Genomic DNA, 15,228 nt, shown 5'->3' on the forward strand with positions numbered 1-15,228 from the left:
CTGGCCGGGCCATGCGCCCGGCGTGCAGTCGGTTACTTGCTCGAGGCGAGCGCCTGGTTGAGCTGGTCGGCCGATACCGCGCCCGGCAGGCGGCGGCCGTCCGGCAGGAAGATCGTCGGCGTACCTGTGACGTTCATCCCGCGGCCGAGCGCGAGGTTCTTGTCCAGCGCGCTGGTATCGCAGGTACCGGCGCCGGACGGCGCGCGGTGGTCGAGCATCCAGCTTTCCCACGTCTTCGCGCGGTCGGTCGCACACCAGATCGCCTTCGACTTCGCGGTCGAATCCGGCGACAGCACCGGATACAGGAACGTGTAGACGGTCACGTTGTCGACCGACTGCAGCGTCGTCTCGAGCTTCTTGCAGTACGGACAGTTCGGATCGGAGAACACCGCGATCTTGCGGGCGCCGTTGCCCTTGACGACCTTGATCGCATTCGCGAACGGCAGGCTCGCGAAGTCGATCTTGTTGATTTCGGACAGGCGGGCGTCGGTCAGGTTCTTGTGCGTCTTCGCGTCGACGAGATCGCCGAGCAGCACGTAGTCGCCCGCCGCGTCGCTATAGATGATCTGCGAGCCGAGGTTCACTTCGTAAAGGCCTGCAACCGGCGATTTCGACACGCTCTTGATCGGCGCGTCGTTGCCCAGCCGGGCCTGCAGCGTAGCCTTCAGCTTGTCGGTGGTCTGGTCGGCCTGCGCGGTGCAGCCAAGCGTCGCCATCGTGACGGCCAGCGCCAGCGATGCGATGCGGATCGTTTTTTTCATTGAAATCTTCCTTCAGCTCAATCGGAGTGCACGGCACAGTGTACGCCGTAACGGAACCGTCTCCGACCGGCGCGATGGCGGAAGGTTCGCTCAGCCGAGCGCGGCCGACACGAGCCAGCGCTTCACGAGCGACTGCGCGCCGACGAACGCCATGCCCGCATTGCGCACCGCCTTCGCGAGCGAGCCCGGCACCGCGAACAGCCGCTGCAGGCCGTCGGTCGCGACCATCAGCGCGCGGATGTCCTCCCGACGCGAACGCTCGTAGCGGCGCAGCAGCACCGTATCGCCGAGGTTGCGGAAGCTTTCCTTGCCCGCGATCGCATCGGCGAGCGCGGCGACGTCGCGCAATCCCAGGTTCATCCCCTGCCCCGCGAGCGGGTGGATCAGGTGCGCGGCATCGCCGACCAGCGCGACGCGCGGCGCGATCAGCTTGTCGACCGTCTGCAGCGCCAGCGGGAAGCCGGCGGCCGGCGTCACGCATTCGAGCGCGCCGACCTGGCCGTGCGACACGCGCTCCACCTCGGCCGCGAGCTGCGCCGGATCGAGTGCGAGCAGTGCGTCCGCGTGCGCGGTGTGCGCGGACCACACGAGCGACACGTGGCCGTCCGGCAGCGGCAGCAGCGCGACGATCTCGCCTTCGTGAAACCACTGGTACGCGGTCTCGCGGTGCGGCAAAGATGCCTTGAAATTCGCGACGACGCCCGTTTGCCGGTAGTCGCGCCGCTCTACCCTGGCCCCCATTTGGGAGCGCACCCACGAATGCGCGCCGTCGGCGCCGACGACGAGATCGGCTTCGAGCACCTGTCCCGACGACAGTGTGAGCACGGCCGCGTCGTCGCGCACGTCGAAGCCCTGCGCACGCGCGTCGAACCACGTCAGGTTCGGCTGGAACCGCAGCGCGGCGTCGAGCGACGCCTCGACCAGCGACGATTCGGCAATCCATGCGAGCTGCGGCACGGACGCCTGATACGCGGAGAAATGCAGTTCGGCATGCGCATCGCCATACACGCGCATGTCGTAGACGGGCGCGAGCCGGCTGTGGTCGAGCGCCTGCCAGACCCGCAGCCGCTCGAGCAACGCCTGCGAGCTGGACGACAGCGCGTAGACGCGCGTGTCGAACGCGAGATCCGCGGGGCGCGGCGTGGCCGGCTGGGCGAGCAACGCGGTCTTGTAGCCGGACTGGGTCAGCGCGAGCGCGGCCGTCTTGCCGACGAGCCCGCCGCCGACCACGGCGACGTCGAAGGAGTGGTGGGCAGTCATGGCGGGCATTATAGCCGCGGGGCCAAACCCTTACGCGGCCGGACTTTGCGGGAAATCAGCAGAATCGCAGCCCGGTGCGCCGGCGCGGCGGCCCGCCGCATCGGCCGTTCGGCGCCAGCCCGGAATCCGGGCCGCCGGCACGGTACAATAGCGTCTTTGACCGTCGGCCCGCCGCGCTCCACGCGCCGGCCGCCCTTTTTTCCCGCGCCGCCGTGCCTTGTCCGGCCGCGCCGCCTCACCCGTCCGAAGGATTCCATGAGTCTCAAATGCGGCATCGTCGGCTTGCCCAACGTCGGCAAGTCCACCCTGTTCAATGCGCTGACCAAGGCCGGCATCGCCGCCGAGAACTACCCGTTCTGCACGATCGAGCCGAACGTCGGCATCGTCGAAGTGCCGGATACGCGCCTGAAAGCGCTCTCCGAGATCGTCAAGCCGGAGCGTGTCGTGCCGGCCGTCGTCGAGTTCGTCGACATCGCGGGCCTCGTCGCAGGCGCGAGCAAGGGTGAAGGCCTCGGCAACCAGTTCCTCGCGAACATCCGCGAAACCGACGCGATCACGCACGTCGTGCGCTGCTTCGAGGACGAGAACGTCATTCACGTCGCCGGCAAGGTCAGCCCGATCGACGACATCGAAGTGATCAACACCGAACTCGCGCTCGCCGACCTCGGCACCATCGAGAAGGCGCTCACGCGCTATTCGAAGGCGGCGAAGTCGGGCAACGACAAGGAAGCGGCGAAGCTCGTCGCGGTGCTCGAAAAGGTGCGCGCGCAGCTCGACCAGGGCAAGGCCGTGCGCGGCCTCGCGCTGTCGGACGACGAACAGGCGCTGATCAAGCCGTTCTGCCTGATCACCGCGAAGCCGGCGATGTACGTCGCCAACGTGAAGGACGACGGCTTCGAGAACAACCCGCACCTCGAGGCGGTGCGCAAGTACGCGGAAAGCGAAAACGCGCCGGTGGTCGCCGTATGCGCGGCGATCGAGGCGGAAATCGCCGATCTCGACGACGCGGACAAGGAAGCCTTCCTTGCCGACATGGGCATGGAAGAGCCGGGCCTCGACCGCGTGATCCGCGCAGGCTTCAAGCTGCTCGGCCTGCAGACCTACTTCACCGCGGGCGTGAAGGAAGTGCGCGCGTGGACGATCCACATCGGCGATACCGCGCCGCAAGCGGCGGGCGTGATCCACACCGACTTCGAGCGCGGCTTCATCCGCGCGCAGACGATCGCGTTCGACGACTTCGTCACGTACAAGGGTGAGCAAGGCGCGAAGGAAGCCGGCAAGATGCGTGCGGAAGGGAAGGAATATGTCGTGCACGACGGCGACGTGATGAACTTCCTGTTCAACGTCTGAGCGTTGCTGTCGCATCGAGCGTAAAAAAGCCCGCTGAATGCGGGCTTTTTCTTTTCGATGGCGGAAAACCGACTCATTCCCGACCGACGACCTTCAGCGTCCCGGACATATGCAGGAACTGTCCGTCCTTCATCGCGATGTTCGTATCCACCGCGCCGCGTTCGAAATCCTCGACGTGCACGACGTTCGAGCCGGTGGACGGCTCATGCCAGTACACCATGTACACCTGCGGACGGACCTCGCGCGCCGTGTACTGCACCGTATCCGTCACGCCCTTGAATTGGCCGGCCGTGCCCACGAACGACATCGTCCTGTCGTCCTTGAAGTCCAGGTCGAACGCGGTAGCGCCGAACTGCACGCGCACCGTCTTGCCGGCCGCGGGGAACGGCGCCGGCGCGGGCCACTGCATCTCGCCCTTGGCAACCTTCGCGCTCAGCTCGAGCGACGGCTTCTCGCCGAGATCCGGGTAGCGCGCCTCCATCGCCGCGATCAGCGTCGTCGAATCCTTCGCGCGCGCCGCTTCCTGGTCGAACGCCTTCACGTAATTCCGCGTGAACACGACGCCCGTGGTGAACGGCTGGCTGCCGTCGCGGTTCGGCAGGAAGTGGCCGGGCACGACGCGCGCCGGCTTCAGCGCATCGATCCGGTCGAGCGTCGCCAGCCAGTTCGCGTGCGACAGCGGCGTCTGCGTGTCGGCCATCCAGACATGAATGTTCGCGGCGACCGGGATGCCACCGACCACGGTCCGCGCGGAAGGAATCCACACGAACGTGCGATCGGGCGTCGGGCCGTCGAGCCCGACGATGCGCAGCGGCTCGCCGTCGACGCGCAGCGTATTGCCGTCGAGCGGCTGCGGCACGATCACCGAAGCCGGCGCGTTGTCCTTCAGGATCGGGCCCCAGTAGGCGAGCTTGCCGTCCTTGCTGGCCTCGATCGCGGCGACGGTCTGCGGCGTCGCGACGATCTTCGCATCCGGGAACGCCGCGTGAATGGTTTCCAGCCCGAAGTAATAGTCGGGGTCGCTGTGGCTCACGTAGACGGCCTTGAGCGTCTTGCCGCTCGCCTTGATCCGGCTCACCAGCGCCTGAGCGTCGTTGCGCTGGAACTGGGCGTCGATCAGGATCGCCTCGGTCTTGCCCGAAACGATTTCGGACGAAACCGGGAAGATCGCATGCGCGCCCGGATTGTAGACATCGACGGTCAGCGGGGCAGCGATGCTTGCGGATGCGGCGCCGAGCAGCGCAGTCGCCGCGAGTGCGGAAGAAAACAGATGACGGATCGACATGGTCGGACTCTTGATTGGTGGTGAGCCCGTAGAATAAATGAAACCGTCTCGGTAACAAATATCCCGCTTGTCGATGATTTATCTCCCAGCAGGAATGAATCGACCGCGACGCGGCCGTCTGAGCGGACGCCGGCCGGGCCGTTACCCGGTAATCCTTGATGAACAAAAAAAGCCCGGCCGGCACACGCCGGTCGGGCCACGATACTTCCGGGCCGTATCACTCAGGTGCTATCGGATCCGGCCGCTCGCGCGCTCACGTCGCCGACACCCGCCGCCCGGCGTTCGCCTGCGCATCGCGCCCACGCTTGTTCAGCCACGACGCGAACAGCACGATCAACGCGAGCACGGCCGTCGCGCCGACTTCCATCCGGTGCTCCTCGCTGACGAACATCACGGTCAGCGTGCCGCAGATGAACAGGATCACGGCCCACGTGAGCCACGGGAACAGCCACATCCGCAGCGTCAGGTCGGCGCCGCCCGCTTCGAGCGTCTTGCGCATCCGCAGTTGCGAGATCGCGATCACGAGATACACGAGCAACGCGATCGCGCCCGACGTCGCGAGCAGGAAGCCGAACACCTGCTCCGGCATCAGGTAGTTCGCGATCACGGTCAGGAAACCGAACGCGGTCGACGCGAGCACGGCCGCGCGCGGCGTGCCGGTCGAATCGGTGCGATGCAGGAAGGCCGGCGCGTCCTTGCGCCGGGACAGCGAGAACAGCATCCGCGACGCGGTGTACAGCGCCGAATTCAGGCAGCTCGCGACCGACACGAGCACGATCACGTCGATGATCGCCTTCGCGTTCGGGATGCCGATCAGCTCCATCGCGCGCTGATACGAGCCATGCTTGGGCAGCAGCGGGTCGTTCCACGGCACGATGGCCGCGACGACGAGGATCGAGCCGAGATAGAACAGCGTGATACGCCAGATGACCGAGTTCGTCGCGCGCACGATCTGGCGTTGCGGGTTGTCCGATTCGGCGGCCGCGATCGTCACGATCTCGGTGCCGAGGAACGAGAACATCGTCGTGAGCATCGCCGCGAGCACCGCGCTCGCGCCGTGCGGCATGAAGCCGTCGTGCACGAACAGGTTCGACACGCCCGACACGGACGGCGCAGGAATGATGCCGACGATCGCCGCGCCGCCGATGCAGAGGAACACGACGATCGCGACGACCTTGATCAGCGCGAACCAGAATTCGAATTCGCCGTAGTTCTTGACGGAAAAGAGGTTGGTGATGGTGAGCAGCAGCGTGATGCCGAGCGCGAAGATCCACGTCGCGATGCCCGGGAACCACGCATTGAGAATGGTCGCGGCGGCGGTCGCCTCGATCGGGATCACCAGCACCCAGAACCACCAGTACAGCCAGCCGATCGTGAAGCCGGCCCAGTGGCCGATCGCGCGATCGGCATAGGTCGAGAACGACCCGCTGTCCGGATGCGCGACGGCCATTTCGCCGAGCATGCGCATCACCAGCACGACCAGCACGCCCGCGATCGCATACGCGAGTATCGATGCCGGCCCGGCTTCCGCGATCGCGTGGCCGGAGCCGACGAACAAGCCCGCGCCGATGACGCCGGCAATCGACATCATCGTCACGTGACGCTGCTTCAGGCCGGTGCCGAGGCCTGTGTTGCTTCCACTCATCTGTCTCTCTCCAAAAAACGGTTCCGATACGACCGGGTGTCGCGTGAAGGCGGCGCGGGGAGTTGTCGTTCTTGAATCCGGCTGCGACCGCGCGTGCGTCGCACGCGGGCATGGGCCGGATGGGGCCGTTCCGGCCGGGTCGTCCGCGCAGTCTGCGAAGCTGCGGGTGCGATGCGGCGCACCGGGCGCCGGCGCATCGCGTACGCCCGTTCCGTCGGCTGTCGTCAGCCGCCTTCGAAGCGAAGGAGTGTAAGCATCAAACGGTTCTTCACTAAGAACCAATTGAAGCATTTCGATGGAACCACTCGTTGCATCGATGCGAACCGATGCAACGCTTGCTCCGGTTCGGCCGCGCCTCGCGCGCCGGGCGCGCCGTTCAATTCGCGTCGCGGGCGGCGGCTTCGTTCCGCCACTGCGCCGGCACGATTGCGTGCCATTCTCGCAGAAGCAGGTTTTTCACGGCGTCCGGATGCGCAGCCGACAGGCGCACCAGCACGATCGGCCAGCCGACATAGTGATCGGTCACGTAATACACGTCGGGCGCCGATTCGATCAGCCACGCGCGCTCGTCGGGGCCGACGCCCTTCACGACGAGCGTGTCGCCGTCCTCGCGCAGCCGCGCGAGCAGCTTGCCCTTCACCTTGAGAGCGGGCGTGCCGTACGACGTACCTTCCTCGACGCCGCGCCACGCCAGTGCGATCTGCCGGACTTCGTCGAATGTCACGATGCCTCCCCGACCATGCGTCGATGGTTGACGATCCGGCCACCCTACCGGAAATCGCGCGACGCACCCAGCCTCGCGGCGCTATCCGCCGGCCGCGCGGGCGGCGGCCGGCGCACGCCCGGTGGTCGCGACGATCGCGAACGCGATCGCATTCGCGGCGGCGCTCGCGAGGATCGGCACGAGATAGCCGCCGCCCGCATCGTAGATGAAGCCGGCGGCGGCCGGCCCGACCAGCGTGCCGAACGCGACGCTCGTGTACAGGATGCCGATGATCGCGCTCACGTTGCGCCCGCCGAAATAGTCCATCACGACCGCCGGCAGCACGGCGACCCAGCCGCCGTAGAACACGCCGAACACGAGCGCGAACGCAGCGAGCGTCGCGACGGTGCCGGCGCCCGCCCACGCGACCAGCGCGACGGCCATGCCCGCGAACATCGCGAGCAGCGACGCGCGGCGGCCGAAGCGGTCGGCGAGGCCGCCGAGGAAGAAGCGGCCGGCCGTGCTGCCGACGCCGATCGCGCCGAGCAGCAGCACGGCCGTCGATGGCGCGACGCCATGATCGAGCGCGTACGGCACGAGGTGAACGAACGGGACGAACACGCCGAACGAGCAGACGAGGCAGGCCGCGTAGAGGCTCGCGAACGGCCGCGACGTGACGGCTTCGCGCACCGTCGCGCCGGCTGGCGCGTTCGCGGCGGCCGGGGAAGCACCGGCATGCCGGCCGCCGCCGTCACGGGCGACCTCGCCGTCCGGCAGCAATCCGCGCCCGCGCGGGTCGTTCTCGATCAGCAGCGACATGCCGGCCCCCAGCACGAGCGCGATCGCGGCCAGCGTGAAATACGCGCCGCGCCAGCCAACCTGCGCGATCAGCGCGGAAGCGAGCGGCGGCATCACCAGCGTGCCGACGCCGATCCCCGCGACCGCGAGCCCCGACGCGAACCCGCGCCGACGCACGAACCAGCGCTGCACCGCGCCGACGGCCGGCACGTACGCGCAGCCGACGCCGAACCCGACCCCGAGCCCGTACGCGACGTAGACCTGCAGCAGCGTGCGCGCCGCGCCGGCGGCCGCGAGCCCCGCGCCGGTCAGCAACATCCCGACCACGGCGAGGCGCCGCGAGCCGAAACGATCGGCCAGCGGCCCGCTGACGATGCCGAAGCCGAAGTACAGGAAGCCGGCGAGCGAGAACACGAGCGAGATCTGGCCACGCGACGCGGCGAAATCCCGCTGCAGCGACTCGACGAACGCGCTGAACGTGTACGCGCTGCCGAATCCGACGAACGTGACGGCGAACGCAGCCGCCACCACGTACCAGCCATAGAAAAGGCGCGATGCGCCCGGGCGGTTCATGACGATGCTCCTTTCGGGTTCCACCGGCTGCCGGGCGGCGTCCGGATTGCCTCGTGGATATAGTTGAACTATGTTGATCGCATCGGCCGCCGGCGGGCAGCCGTGAAACGGGCGATCCGATGCGTCAACGGTACTCGCGCGTACGCGTCGTCTCAAACGATATTTCGTCGACCTTTCGCTTTAGAAAAACTGAATGAACCGTTCGCGCCTGCCGCCGCTCAATGCGTTGCGCGCCTTCGAAGCCGCCGCCCGCCACCTGTCGGTGAAGTCGGCGGCCGAGGAGCTGTCGGTCACGCCCGGTGCGGTGAGCCAGATGATCCGCACGCTCGAGACGCATCTCGGCGTGCAGCTGTTCGAGCGCGTGAACCGCGGCATCCTGCTGACGGCCGCCGGCCGCGACTACCTGCCGCCCGTGCGCAACGCGTTCCGGCAGATCGCCGACGCGTCGCAGCGCGTGTCGGGCGCCGCCGACAGCGGCGTGCTGACCGTGAGCGTGACGCCGTTCTTCGCATCCGCGTGGCTCGTCCCGCGGCTCGCGCAGTTCCGGCAGGCTTGCCCGGACGTCGACCTGCAGGTCGTCACGAGCCACGCGCTCGCGGATTTCGCGCGCGACGGCGTCGACGTCGCGATCCGTCACGGCCTCGGGCGCTACATCGGGCTCTGCAGCGAACGGCTGCTGACGGTGGAAATCGTCGCGCTCGCGTCGCCCGACCTCGTCGCGCGGCTCGGCATGCCGGCGACGCCGGCCGAGCTCGTCGGCTGGCCGCAACTGCACGACGCCGAACGCAAGGGCTGGCACATCTGGTTCGGCGCGCAGCGAATCGACGATTTCGGCCCGCCGCGCGGCCCCGCGTTCGACGACTCTGGCCTGCTGCTGCAGGCGATCGTCGCCGGCCAGGGCGCCGGGCTGCTGCCGGCGGCGATGGTGCGCGGCGAACTGGCGAGCGGCCGGCTCGTGCAGCTTGCCGACGTCGCATGGCTCGACGATTTCGCGTACTACCTCGTCTATCCGCCGCATCACGCGGAACGGCCGAAGGTTGCCGCGTTCCGCCGCTGGATTCTCGATGCCGCGCAGGCCGACGGCGCGGCGTCGATGGCCGGCGCGGCGTAGCGTCGCGCGGCGCCCCGGCGCCGATCCGCTAACATGCGGCGCGGGCCGTCGGCCCGACATCGATAACAACGAACAGAACGAGAGAGACCATGCGTGCCCTGCTTCGCCGCGCGACCCACGTCGCGACCCTGTCCGCCGCGCTTTTCGTCGCGTGCACCGCGTTGCCGCCTGCCGCGCACGCCTATCGCGCGTCGCCCGGCTACGGCGACGAAGCCGATCTCGACCGTCACGACACCTATCGCAACCGCGACGGCGAAACCGTGCATGCGCCCGCGCATTCGAAATCGGGCCGCGTGCCGGACGGCGCGAGCGCGCGCTGCCGAGACGGCACGTACAGCTTCAGCCGCCACCGGCGCGGCACCTGCTCCGGGCATGGCGGCGTCGCCGCGTGGCTGTGAGCGCGGGTCGGCCGAATGGCCTGCGCGGTGCCAGCGGCAGCCGGCGGCGAAGTACAATACGCGCTCGCACCGCCGCGCCCCGCGCGGCACGCTCCGTACCGAATCACCCGACGCCGCCAGCCCGCGCGCTGCGCGGCCGTCTCAACCACTTCTGACTTTCACACCGAAATGGCCCAATACGTTTTCACGATGAACCGGGTCGGCAAGATCGTGCCGCCCAAGCGCCAGATCCTGAAGGACATCTCGCTGTCGTTCTTTCCCGGCGCGAAGATCGGCGTGCTCGGCCTGAACGGCTCGGGCAAGTCGACGCTGATCCGCATCATGGCGGGCGTCGACAAGGACATCGAGGGCGAAGCCACGCCGATGCCGAACCTGAACATCGGCTACCTGCCGCAGGAGCCGCAGCTCGACCCGACGAAGACCGTGCGCGAAGCCGTCGAGGAAGGCCTCGGCGACCTGTTCCAGGCGAACAAGAAGCTGGAAGAAATCTACGCGGCCTACGCCGAACCGGACGCCGACTTCGACGCGCTCGCGGCCGAACAGGCGAAATACGAAGCGATCCTCGCGTCGAGCGACGGCGGCAGCCCCGAGCAGCAGCTCGAAGTGGCCGCCGACGCGCTGCGCCTGCCGCCGTGGGACGCAAAGATCGAGCACCTGTCGGGCGGTGAGAAGCGCCGCGTCGCGCTGTGCAAGCTGCTGCTCGAGAAGCCCGACATGCTGCTGCTCGACGAACCGACCAACCACCTCGACGCCGAATCGGTCGACTGGCTCGAGCAGTTCCTGGTGCGGTTCCCGGGCACCGTGGTCGCCGTCACGCACGATCGCTACTTCCTCGACAACGCGGCCGAGTGGATTCTCGAACTCGACCGCGGCCACGGCATTCCGTGGAAGGGCAACTACAGCAGCTGGCTCGACCAGAAGGAAGAGCGCCTGAAGCAGGAAGAAGCGTCGGAATCGGCACGCCAGAAGGCGATCAAGAAGGAACTGGAGTGGGTGCGCCAGAACCCGAAGGGGCGCCAGGCGAAGTCGAAGGCGCGTATCGCGCGCTTCGAGGAGCTGAGCAGCCAGGAATACCAGAAGCGCAACGAAACGCAGGAAATCTTCATTCCGGCCGGCGAACGCCTCGGTAACGAAGTGATCGAGTTCAAGAATGTCAGCAAGTCGTTCGGCGATCGCCTGCTGATCGACAACCTGAGCTTCAAGATCCCGGCCGGCGCGATCGTCGGCATCATCGGCCCGAACGGCGCCGGCAAGTCGACGCTGTTCAAGATGCTGACCGGCAAGGAACAGCCGGATTCGGGCGAAGTCGTGATGGGCCCGACGGTGAAGCTCGCGTACGTCGACCAGAGCCGCGACGCGCTCGACGGTTCGAAGACGGTGTTCGAGGAAATCTCGGGCGGCGCCGACGTGCTGACGGTCGGCAAGTACGAAACGCCGTCGCGTGCATACATCGGCCGCTTCAACTTCAAGGGCGGCGACCAGCAGAAGATCGTCGGCAACCTGTCCGGCGGCGAACGCGGCCGCCTGCACCTCGCGAAGACGCTGATCTCGGGCGGCAACGTGCTGCTGCTGGACGAACCGTCGAACGACCTCGACGTCGAAACGCTGCGCGCGCTGGAAGACGCGCTGCTCGAATTCGCGGGCTCGGTGATGGTGATCTCGCACGATCGCTGGTTCCTCGACCGGATCGCGACGCACATCCTCGCGTTCGAAGGCGATTCGCAGGTCACGTTCTTCGACGGCAACTACCAGGAGTACGAAGCCGACAAGCGCGCGCGCCTCGGCGAGGAAGCCGCGAAGCCGAAGCGACTGCGCTACAAGCCGATCAGCCGCTGACCGGCGCGGCCCGGGCATCCGGCCTCGCGCTCACGCGGGGCTGGACGCCGAAGGTGATCGAAGGAGGCCGCATCCGGAACGGCACAACGAAAAAGCGGGCCCATGGCCCGCTTTTTTTCGCCTGGCGCTCGTCCCGCCGCTTACACCAGCGCGCCCAGCTCGCGCAGCCGCGCCTCGGTCGCCGCCGCGCTCGTGTGATGAATGCCGTGCCAGCCGAGCGCCGTGGCGGCCGCCGCGTTCTTCGCGTTGTCATCGATGAACACGAGTTCGTGCGACGCGATGCCGGGCAGGTGCGGCTCGATCCGCGCGTGCATCTCGCGGTAGATCGCCGGGTCGGGTTTCACGAGCTTCACGCGGCCCGACACGACGATGTCCTTGAACCGGCGCAGCACCGGGAAGTTGTCCCATGCATACGGAAACGTCTGCGCGGACCAGTTCGTCAGCCCGAACAGCGGCATTCCCTGCGCGTCCAGCCGGTCGACGAGGGCCGCGCCTTCTTCGAGCACGCCGCCGATCATCTCGTGCCAGCGCGCATAGAACGCGCGGATCAGCGCTTCGTGCTCGGGAAACTTCGCGACGAGTTCGGCCGTGCCTTCCTCGATCGTCTGCCCGCCGTCCTGACGGACCACCCAGTCCATCGCGCACACGTGCGTGAGGAACCAGCGGCGCTCGGCGTCGTCGGGAATCAGTTCACGGTAAAGGTACTCGGGGCTCCAGTCGATCAGCACGCCGCCGAAATCGAACACCACTGCCTTGATCGTCATGCGAACTCCGTAGCGAGCACGTCCGCGAGCGGACGCGGCGTCACCGCGTTGCCCGACAGCGAATTGTTGTTCCAGATGAAGTGATGGTGCGCGACGATCTGCGCCGCCGACAGGTGGACGCGCTCGTTCGTCGTGTGCAGGTCGGACACGACGGTCGTCCGGTAGCCGAGCAACGCAGCGCGGCGTGCTGCCGAATCGACGCAGAACTCGGTCGCATAGCCGCAGATCAGCACCGAGCGGATGCCGTGGCGATCGAGCTGCGCCGCGAGCGGCGTGTCGTGAAACGCGTCGCTCGCCTGCTTGCGCACGCGCCAGTCGTCGCGACCGACGACCAGCCCCGCATGCAGTTCCCAGCCCGGCGTGCCGGGCACGACGTCGTCGTCCGCGTCGCCGTCGTGCTGCACGAAGCACACCGGCGCGTTCGCCGCGCGCGCCGCCGCCGTCAACCGGTTGATGCCCGACACCACGTCGTCGAGCCGGTACGCGGGCCGCGCCCGCTCCACCAGCCCGCGCTGCATGTCGACCACGATCACTGCAGTGTCCGCCATTGCCTGCCCTCGCTGTTATTGTCCGGCCGTCGTTCGATCGCTGTCCGATCGATCCAGCCGCTATCCGGCCCTGCCGCGCGTTGCGTCAGATCGGCTGCGTGCGCGCGTCGAGCCACGCCTTCGCGTCGCCACTCACATGCCGGCCGACGCGCTCGCGCACCGTCGCGTGATACGTGTTCAGCCACGCGCGCTCTTCGTCGTGCAGCATCTCGATCAGCACGCAGCGCGTGTCGATCGGGCACAGCGTCAGTGTCTCGAACGCGAGGAAATCGCCGAATTCCGTCTGCCCGGCCGCGCGGTTCACGACCAGGTTCTCGATCCGGATGCCCCACTGGCCCGGACGGTACACACCCGGCTCGATCGACGTGATCATCCCCTCTTCCATCGCCGTGTACGGCTCGGCCGGCGCGTAGTGCGAGATCACCTGCGGGCCTTCGTGCACGTTCAGGAAGTAACCGACGCCATGCCCAGTGCCGTGGCCGTAGTCGAGCCCGGCCGCCCACATCGGCGCACGCGCGATCGCGTCGAGCATCGGCGAGCGGATGCCGCGCGGGAAGCGGGCGCGCGACAACGCCATCATCGACTTCAGCACGATCGTGAAATCGCGCCGCTGCAGGTCGCTGACGGTGCCGACCGGCACGACGCGCGTGATGTCGGTCGTGCCCGTCACGTACTGGCCGCCCGAATCGATCAGCAGCAGGCCGTCGCCGGCGATCGTCGCGTGCGACTCGCGCGTCGCGTGGTAGTGCGGCATCGCGCCGTTCGCGTTGAAGCCGGCGATCGTCGCGAAGCTCGCCGACACATAGCCGGGGCGCCGCGCGCGCGCGGCCGTGAGCTTCTCCTCGATCGTCAGCTCGGTGATCGTTTCGCGATTGACGGCCTGTTCAAACCACGCGAAGAATTCGGCGAGCGCGGCGCCGTCATGCTCCATCGTCACGCGCACGTGCTCGATCTCGGCGGTCGTCTTGCGCGACTTCGCGAACGTCGACGGATTCACGGCCTCGACGAGCTTCACGCCGGCCGGCACGGCCTCGAGCGTGCCGAACGTCACGCGGCGCGGGTCGATCAGCAGCGTCGCGCCGTCCGGCAGCGCCGCGAGCGACGCACGCGCGGCGTCGTAGGCGCGGACGTCGACGCCATCCTGCGCGAGCGACGCGGCCAGCGCCGGCGGTACCTTGCCGTCGGCGACGAACAGCGTCGCGCGATCGGTGCCGATCATTGCGTGCGCAACGAATACCGGATTGAAATTGACGTCGGCGCCGCGCAGGTTGAACAGCCACGCGAGATCGTCGAGCGTCGACACGAAATGCCACTGCGCGCCTTGCGCGTGCATCGCGCGGCGGACGTCGGCCAGCTTGCTCGCGCGCGTCGTGTCGGCCTGCGGCGCCACGTGCTCGAACACCGCATCGCCGGGCAGCCCCGGCCGCTCGGGCCAGATCGCATCGAGCAGGTCGACGTCGGTACGCAGCGCGATGCCGCGCGCACTCAACGCGGCCGTCAGCCCGCGCGCGGCCGCGACGCCGAGCACGGCGCCGTCGACCCCGACCGTCGCGCCCGCCGCCACGTTCTGCGCGAGCCAGTCGACGTGCGGCGCGCTCTGCTGCCCGCCCGTCATCTTCATCAGTTGCACGCCCGTGCCCGCCAGTTCGGCGTCGGCCTGCACCCAGTAGCGGCTGTCGACCCACAACCCCGCGAAGTCCGCGGTGACGACCAGCGTGCCGACCGAGCCCGTGAAGCCGGACAGCCAGCGGCGCGCCTGCCAGCGTTCGGGCAGGTATTCGGACAGGTGGGGATCGGCGGACGGCACGAGATAGGCGGCCAGGTTCTCGCGGACCATGGCGTCGCGCAATAGCGCGAGACGGGCCGGCACCGGCGAGACTTCGGGGAGACGGGCATTCATGATTTCACCTGAGAGCATTCAGCGACGGGCCGACAGCGCGACCGTCACGGCTACGGCGAGGAACGCGACGCCGGTGCAGACCGGCCATTCGAGCGTCTCGCCATCGTAAAACAGTCCCGAGAGATTGCCGACCATGCGGGCGGCGGCCGCGCCCACGATGCCGACGAGCACCGCGATCCACCACGCCGGCCGGCCCGTGCGCCGCATCGGATGCAGCCAGCGGCCGAACAACCCGACGGCCGCTCCCAGGACAAGGATTCCAAACCAGTTCATTCGACGCCTTCTATAAATTCAGA

The 15,228-nt window shown here is 67.9% G+C and carries 14 protein-coding genes; 4 read left to right on the top strand and 10 right to left on the bottom strand.

What is annotated here, in order from left to right:
* Positions 1–32: 32 nt before the first annotated feature.
* Together H0X90_RS17585 and H0X90_RS17590 are read right to left on the bottom strand one after the other, a co-directional pair.
* On the bottom strand, positions 33–761 hold the full coding sequence (locus tag H0X90_RS17585) for a DsbC family protein (protein ID WP_006482072.1): 729 nt from the start codon (positions 759–761) through the stop codon (positions 33–35).
* A gap of 90 nt (positions 762–851) precedes the next feature.
* A complete protein-coding gene (locus H0X90_RS17590) occupies positions 852–2,030 on the bottom strand; it encodes a UbiH/UbiF family hydroxylase (protein ID WP_069353438.1) in 1,179 nt (392 codons plus the stop codon).
* A gap of 246 nt (positions 2,031–2,276) precedes the next feature.
* On the opposite strand from H0X90_RS17590, the gene ychF reads away from it, so the two are divergent.
* Complete coding sequence (ychF, locus tag H0X90_RS17595; protein ID WP_006482062.1) at positions 2,277–3,371, top strand: redox-regulated ATPase YchF; 1,095 nt, start codon at positions 2,277–2,279, stop codon at positions 3,369–3,371.
* Positions 3,372–3,444: 73 nt separating this feature from the next.
* On the opposite strand, the gene H0X90_RS17600 is transcribed toward ychF, so the two are convergent.
* The 4 genes from H0X90_RS17600 to H0X90_RS17615 all read right to left on the bottom strand — a co-directional run bounded on the left by H0X90_RS17600 (position 3,445) and on the right by H0X90_RS17615 (position 8,375).
* Positions 3,445–4,656, bottom strand: a complete 1,212-nt coding sequence (locus H0X90_RS17600) for an MBL fold metallo-hydrolase (protein ID WP_077188955.1) — start codon at positions 4,654–4,656, stop codon at positions 3,445–3,447.
* 253 nt (positions 4,657–4,909) lie between these two features.
* A complete protein-coding gene (gabP, locus tag H0X90_RS17605) occupies positions 4,910–6,301 on the bottom strand; it encodes a GABA permease (protein WP_006482059.1) in 1,392 nt (463 codons plus the stop codon).
* A gap of 376 nt (positions 6,302–6,677) precedes the next feature.
* Positions 6,678–7,025 carry an MmcQ/YjbR family DNA-binding protein gene (locus H0X90_RS17610; protein ID WP_006482050.1) on the bottom strand — a complete coding sequence of 116 codons (348 nt, stop codon included), beginning with the start codon at positions 7,023–7,025 and terminating at the stop codon, positions 6,678–6,680.
* A gap of 81 nt (positions 7,026–7,106) precedes the next feature.
* On the bottom strand, positions 7,107–8,375 hold the full coding sequence (locus tag H0X90_RS17615; RefSeq protein ID WP_077188954.1) for an MFS transporter: 1,269 nt from the start codon (positions 8,373–8,375) through the stop codon (positions 7,107–7,109).
* A 193-nt stretch (positions 8,376–8,568) separates the two neighbouring features.
* Here H0X90_RS17615 and gcvA point away from each other — a divergent pair, with 193 nt between their 5' ends.
* The 3 genes from gcvA to ettA all read left to right on the top strand — a co-directional run bounded on the left by gcvA (position 8,569) and on the right by ettA (position 11,720).
* Positions 8,569–9,486 carry a transcriptional regulator GcvA gene (gene gcvA, locus H0X90_RS17620; protein ID WP_006482065.1) on the top strand — a complete coding sequence of 306 codons (918 nt, stop codon included), beginning with the start codon at positions 8,569–8,571 and terminating at the stop codon, positions 9,484–9,486.
* Between the two features lie 89 nt (positions 9,487–9,575).
* Positions 9,576–9,884, top strand: a complete 309-nt coding sequence (locus tag H0X90_RS17625; RefSeq protein ID WP_006482070.1) for a DUF3761 domain-containing protein — start codon at positions 9,576–9,578, stop codon at positions 9,882–9,884.
* A gap of 168 nt (positions 9,885–10,052) precedes the next feature.
* A complete protein-coding gene (gene ettA, locus H0X90_RS17630; protein WP_006494122.1) occupies positions 10,053–11,720 on the top strand; it encodes an energy-dependent translational throttle protein EttA in 1,668 nt (555 codons plus the stop codon).
* 140 nt (positions 11,721–11,860) lie between these two features.
* On the opposite strand, the gene H0X90_RS17635 is transcribed toward ettA, so the two are convergent.
* The 4 genes from H0X90_RS17635 to H0X90_RS17650 form a co-directional block, all read right to left on the bottom strand.
* Positions 11,861–12,484, bottom strand: a complete 624-nt coding sequence (locus tag H0X90_RS17635) for an HAD family hydrolase (RefSeq protein WP_006494401.1) — start codon at positions 12,482–12,484, stop codon at positions 11,861–11,863.
* A complete protein-coding gene (locus H0X90_RS17640; RefSeq protein WP_006482082.1) occupies positions 12,481–13,032 on the bottom strand; it encodes a cysteine hydrolase family protein in 552 nt (183 codons plus the stop codon). Before H0X90_RS17640 ends, H0X90_RS17635 begins: the two co-directional genes overlap by 4 nt.
* An 85-nt stretch (positions 13,033–13,117) precedes the next feature.
* On the bottom strand, positions 13,118–14,932 hold the full coding sequence (locus H0X90_RS17645) for an aminopeptidase P family protein (RefSeq protein WP_034201063.1): 1,815 nt from the start codon (positions 14,930–14,932) through the stop codon (positions 13,118–13,120).
* A gap of 18 nt (positions 14,933–14,950) precedes the next feature.
* Positions 14,951–15,205 carry a hypothetical protein gene (locus tag H0X90_RS17650; protein WP_006477062.1) on the bottom strand — a complete coding sequence of 85 codons (255 nt, stop codon included), beginning with the start codon at positions 15,203–15,205 and terminating at the stop codon, positions 14,951–14,953.
* Positions 15,206–15,228: the final 23 nt, after the last annotated feature.

The organism is Burkholderia sp. 9775_39, from assembly GCF_015712225.1.
In the GTDB taxonomy this organism is placed as follows: Bacteria; Pseudomonadota; Gammaproteobacteria; order Burkholderiales; family Burkholderiaceae; genus Burkholderia; species Burkholderia cenocepacia.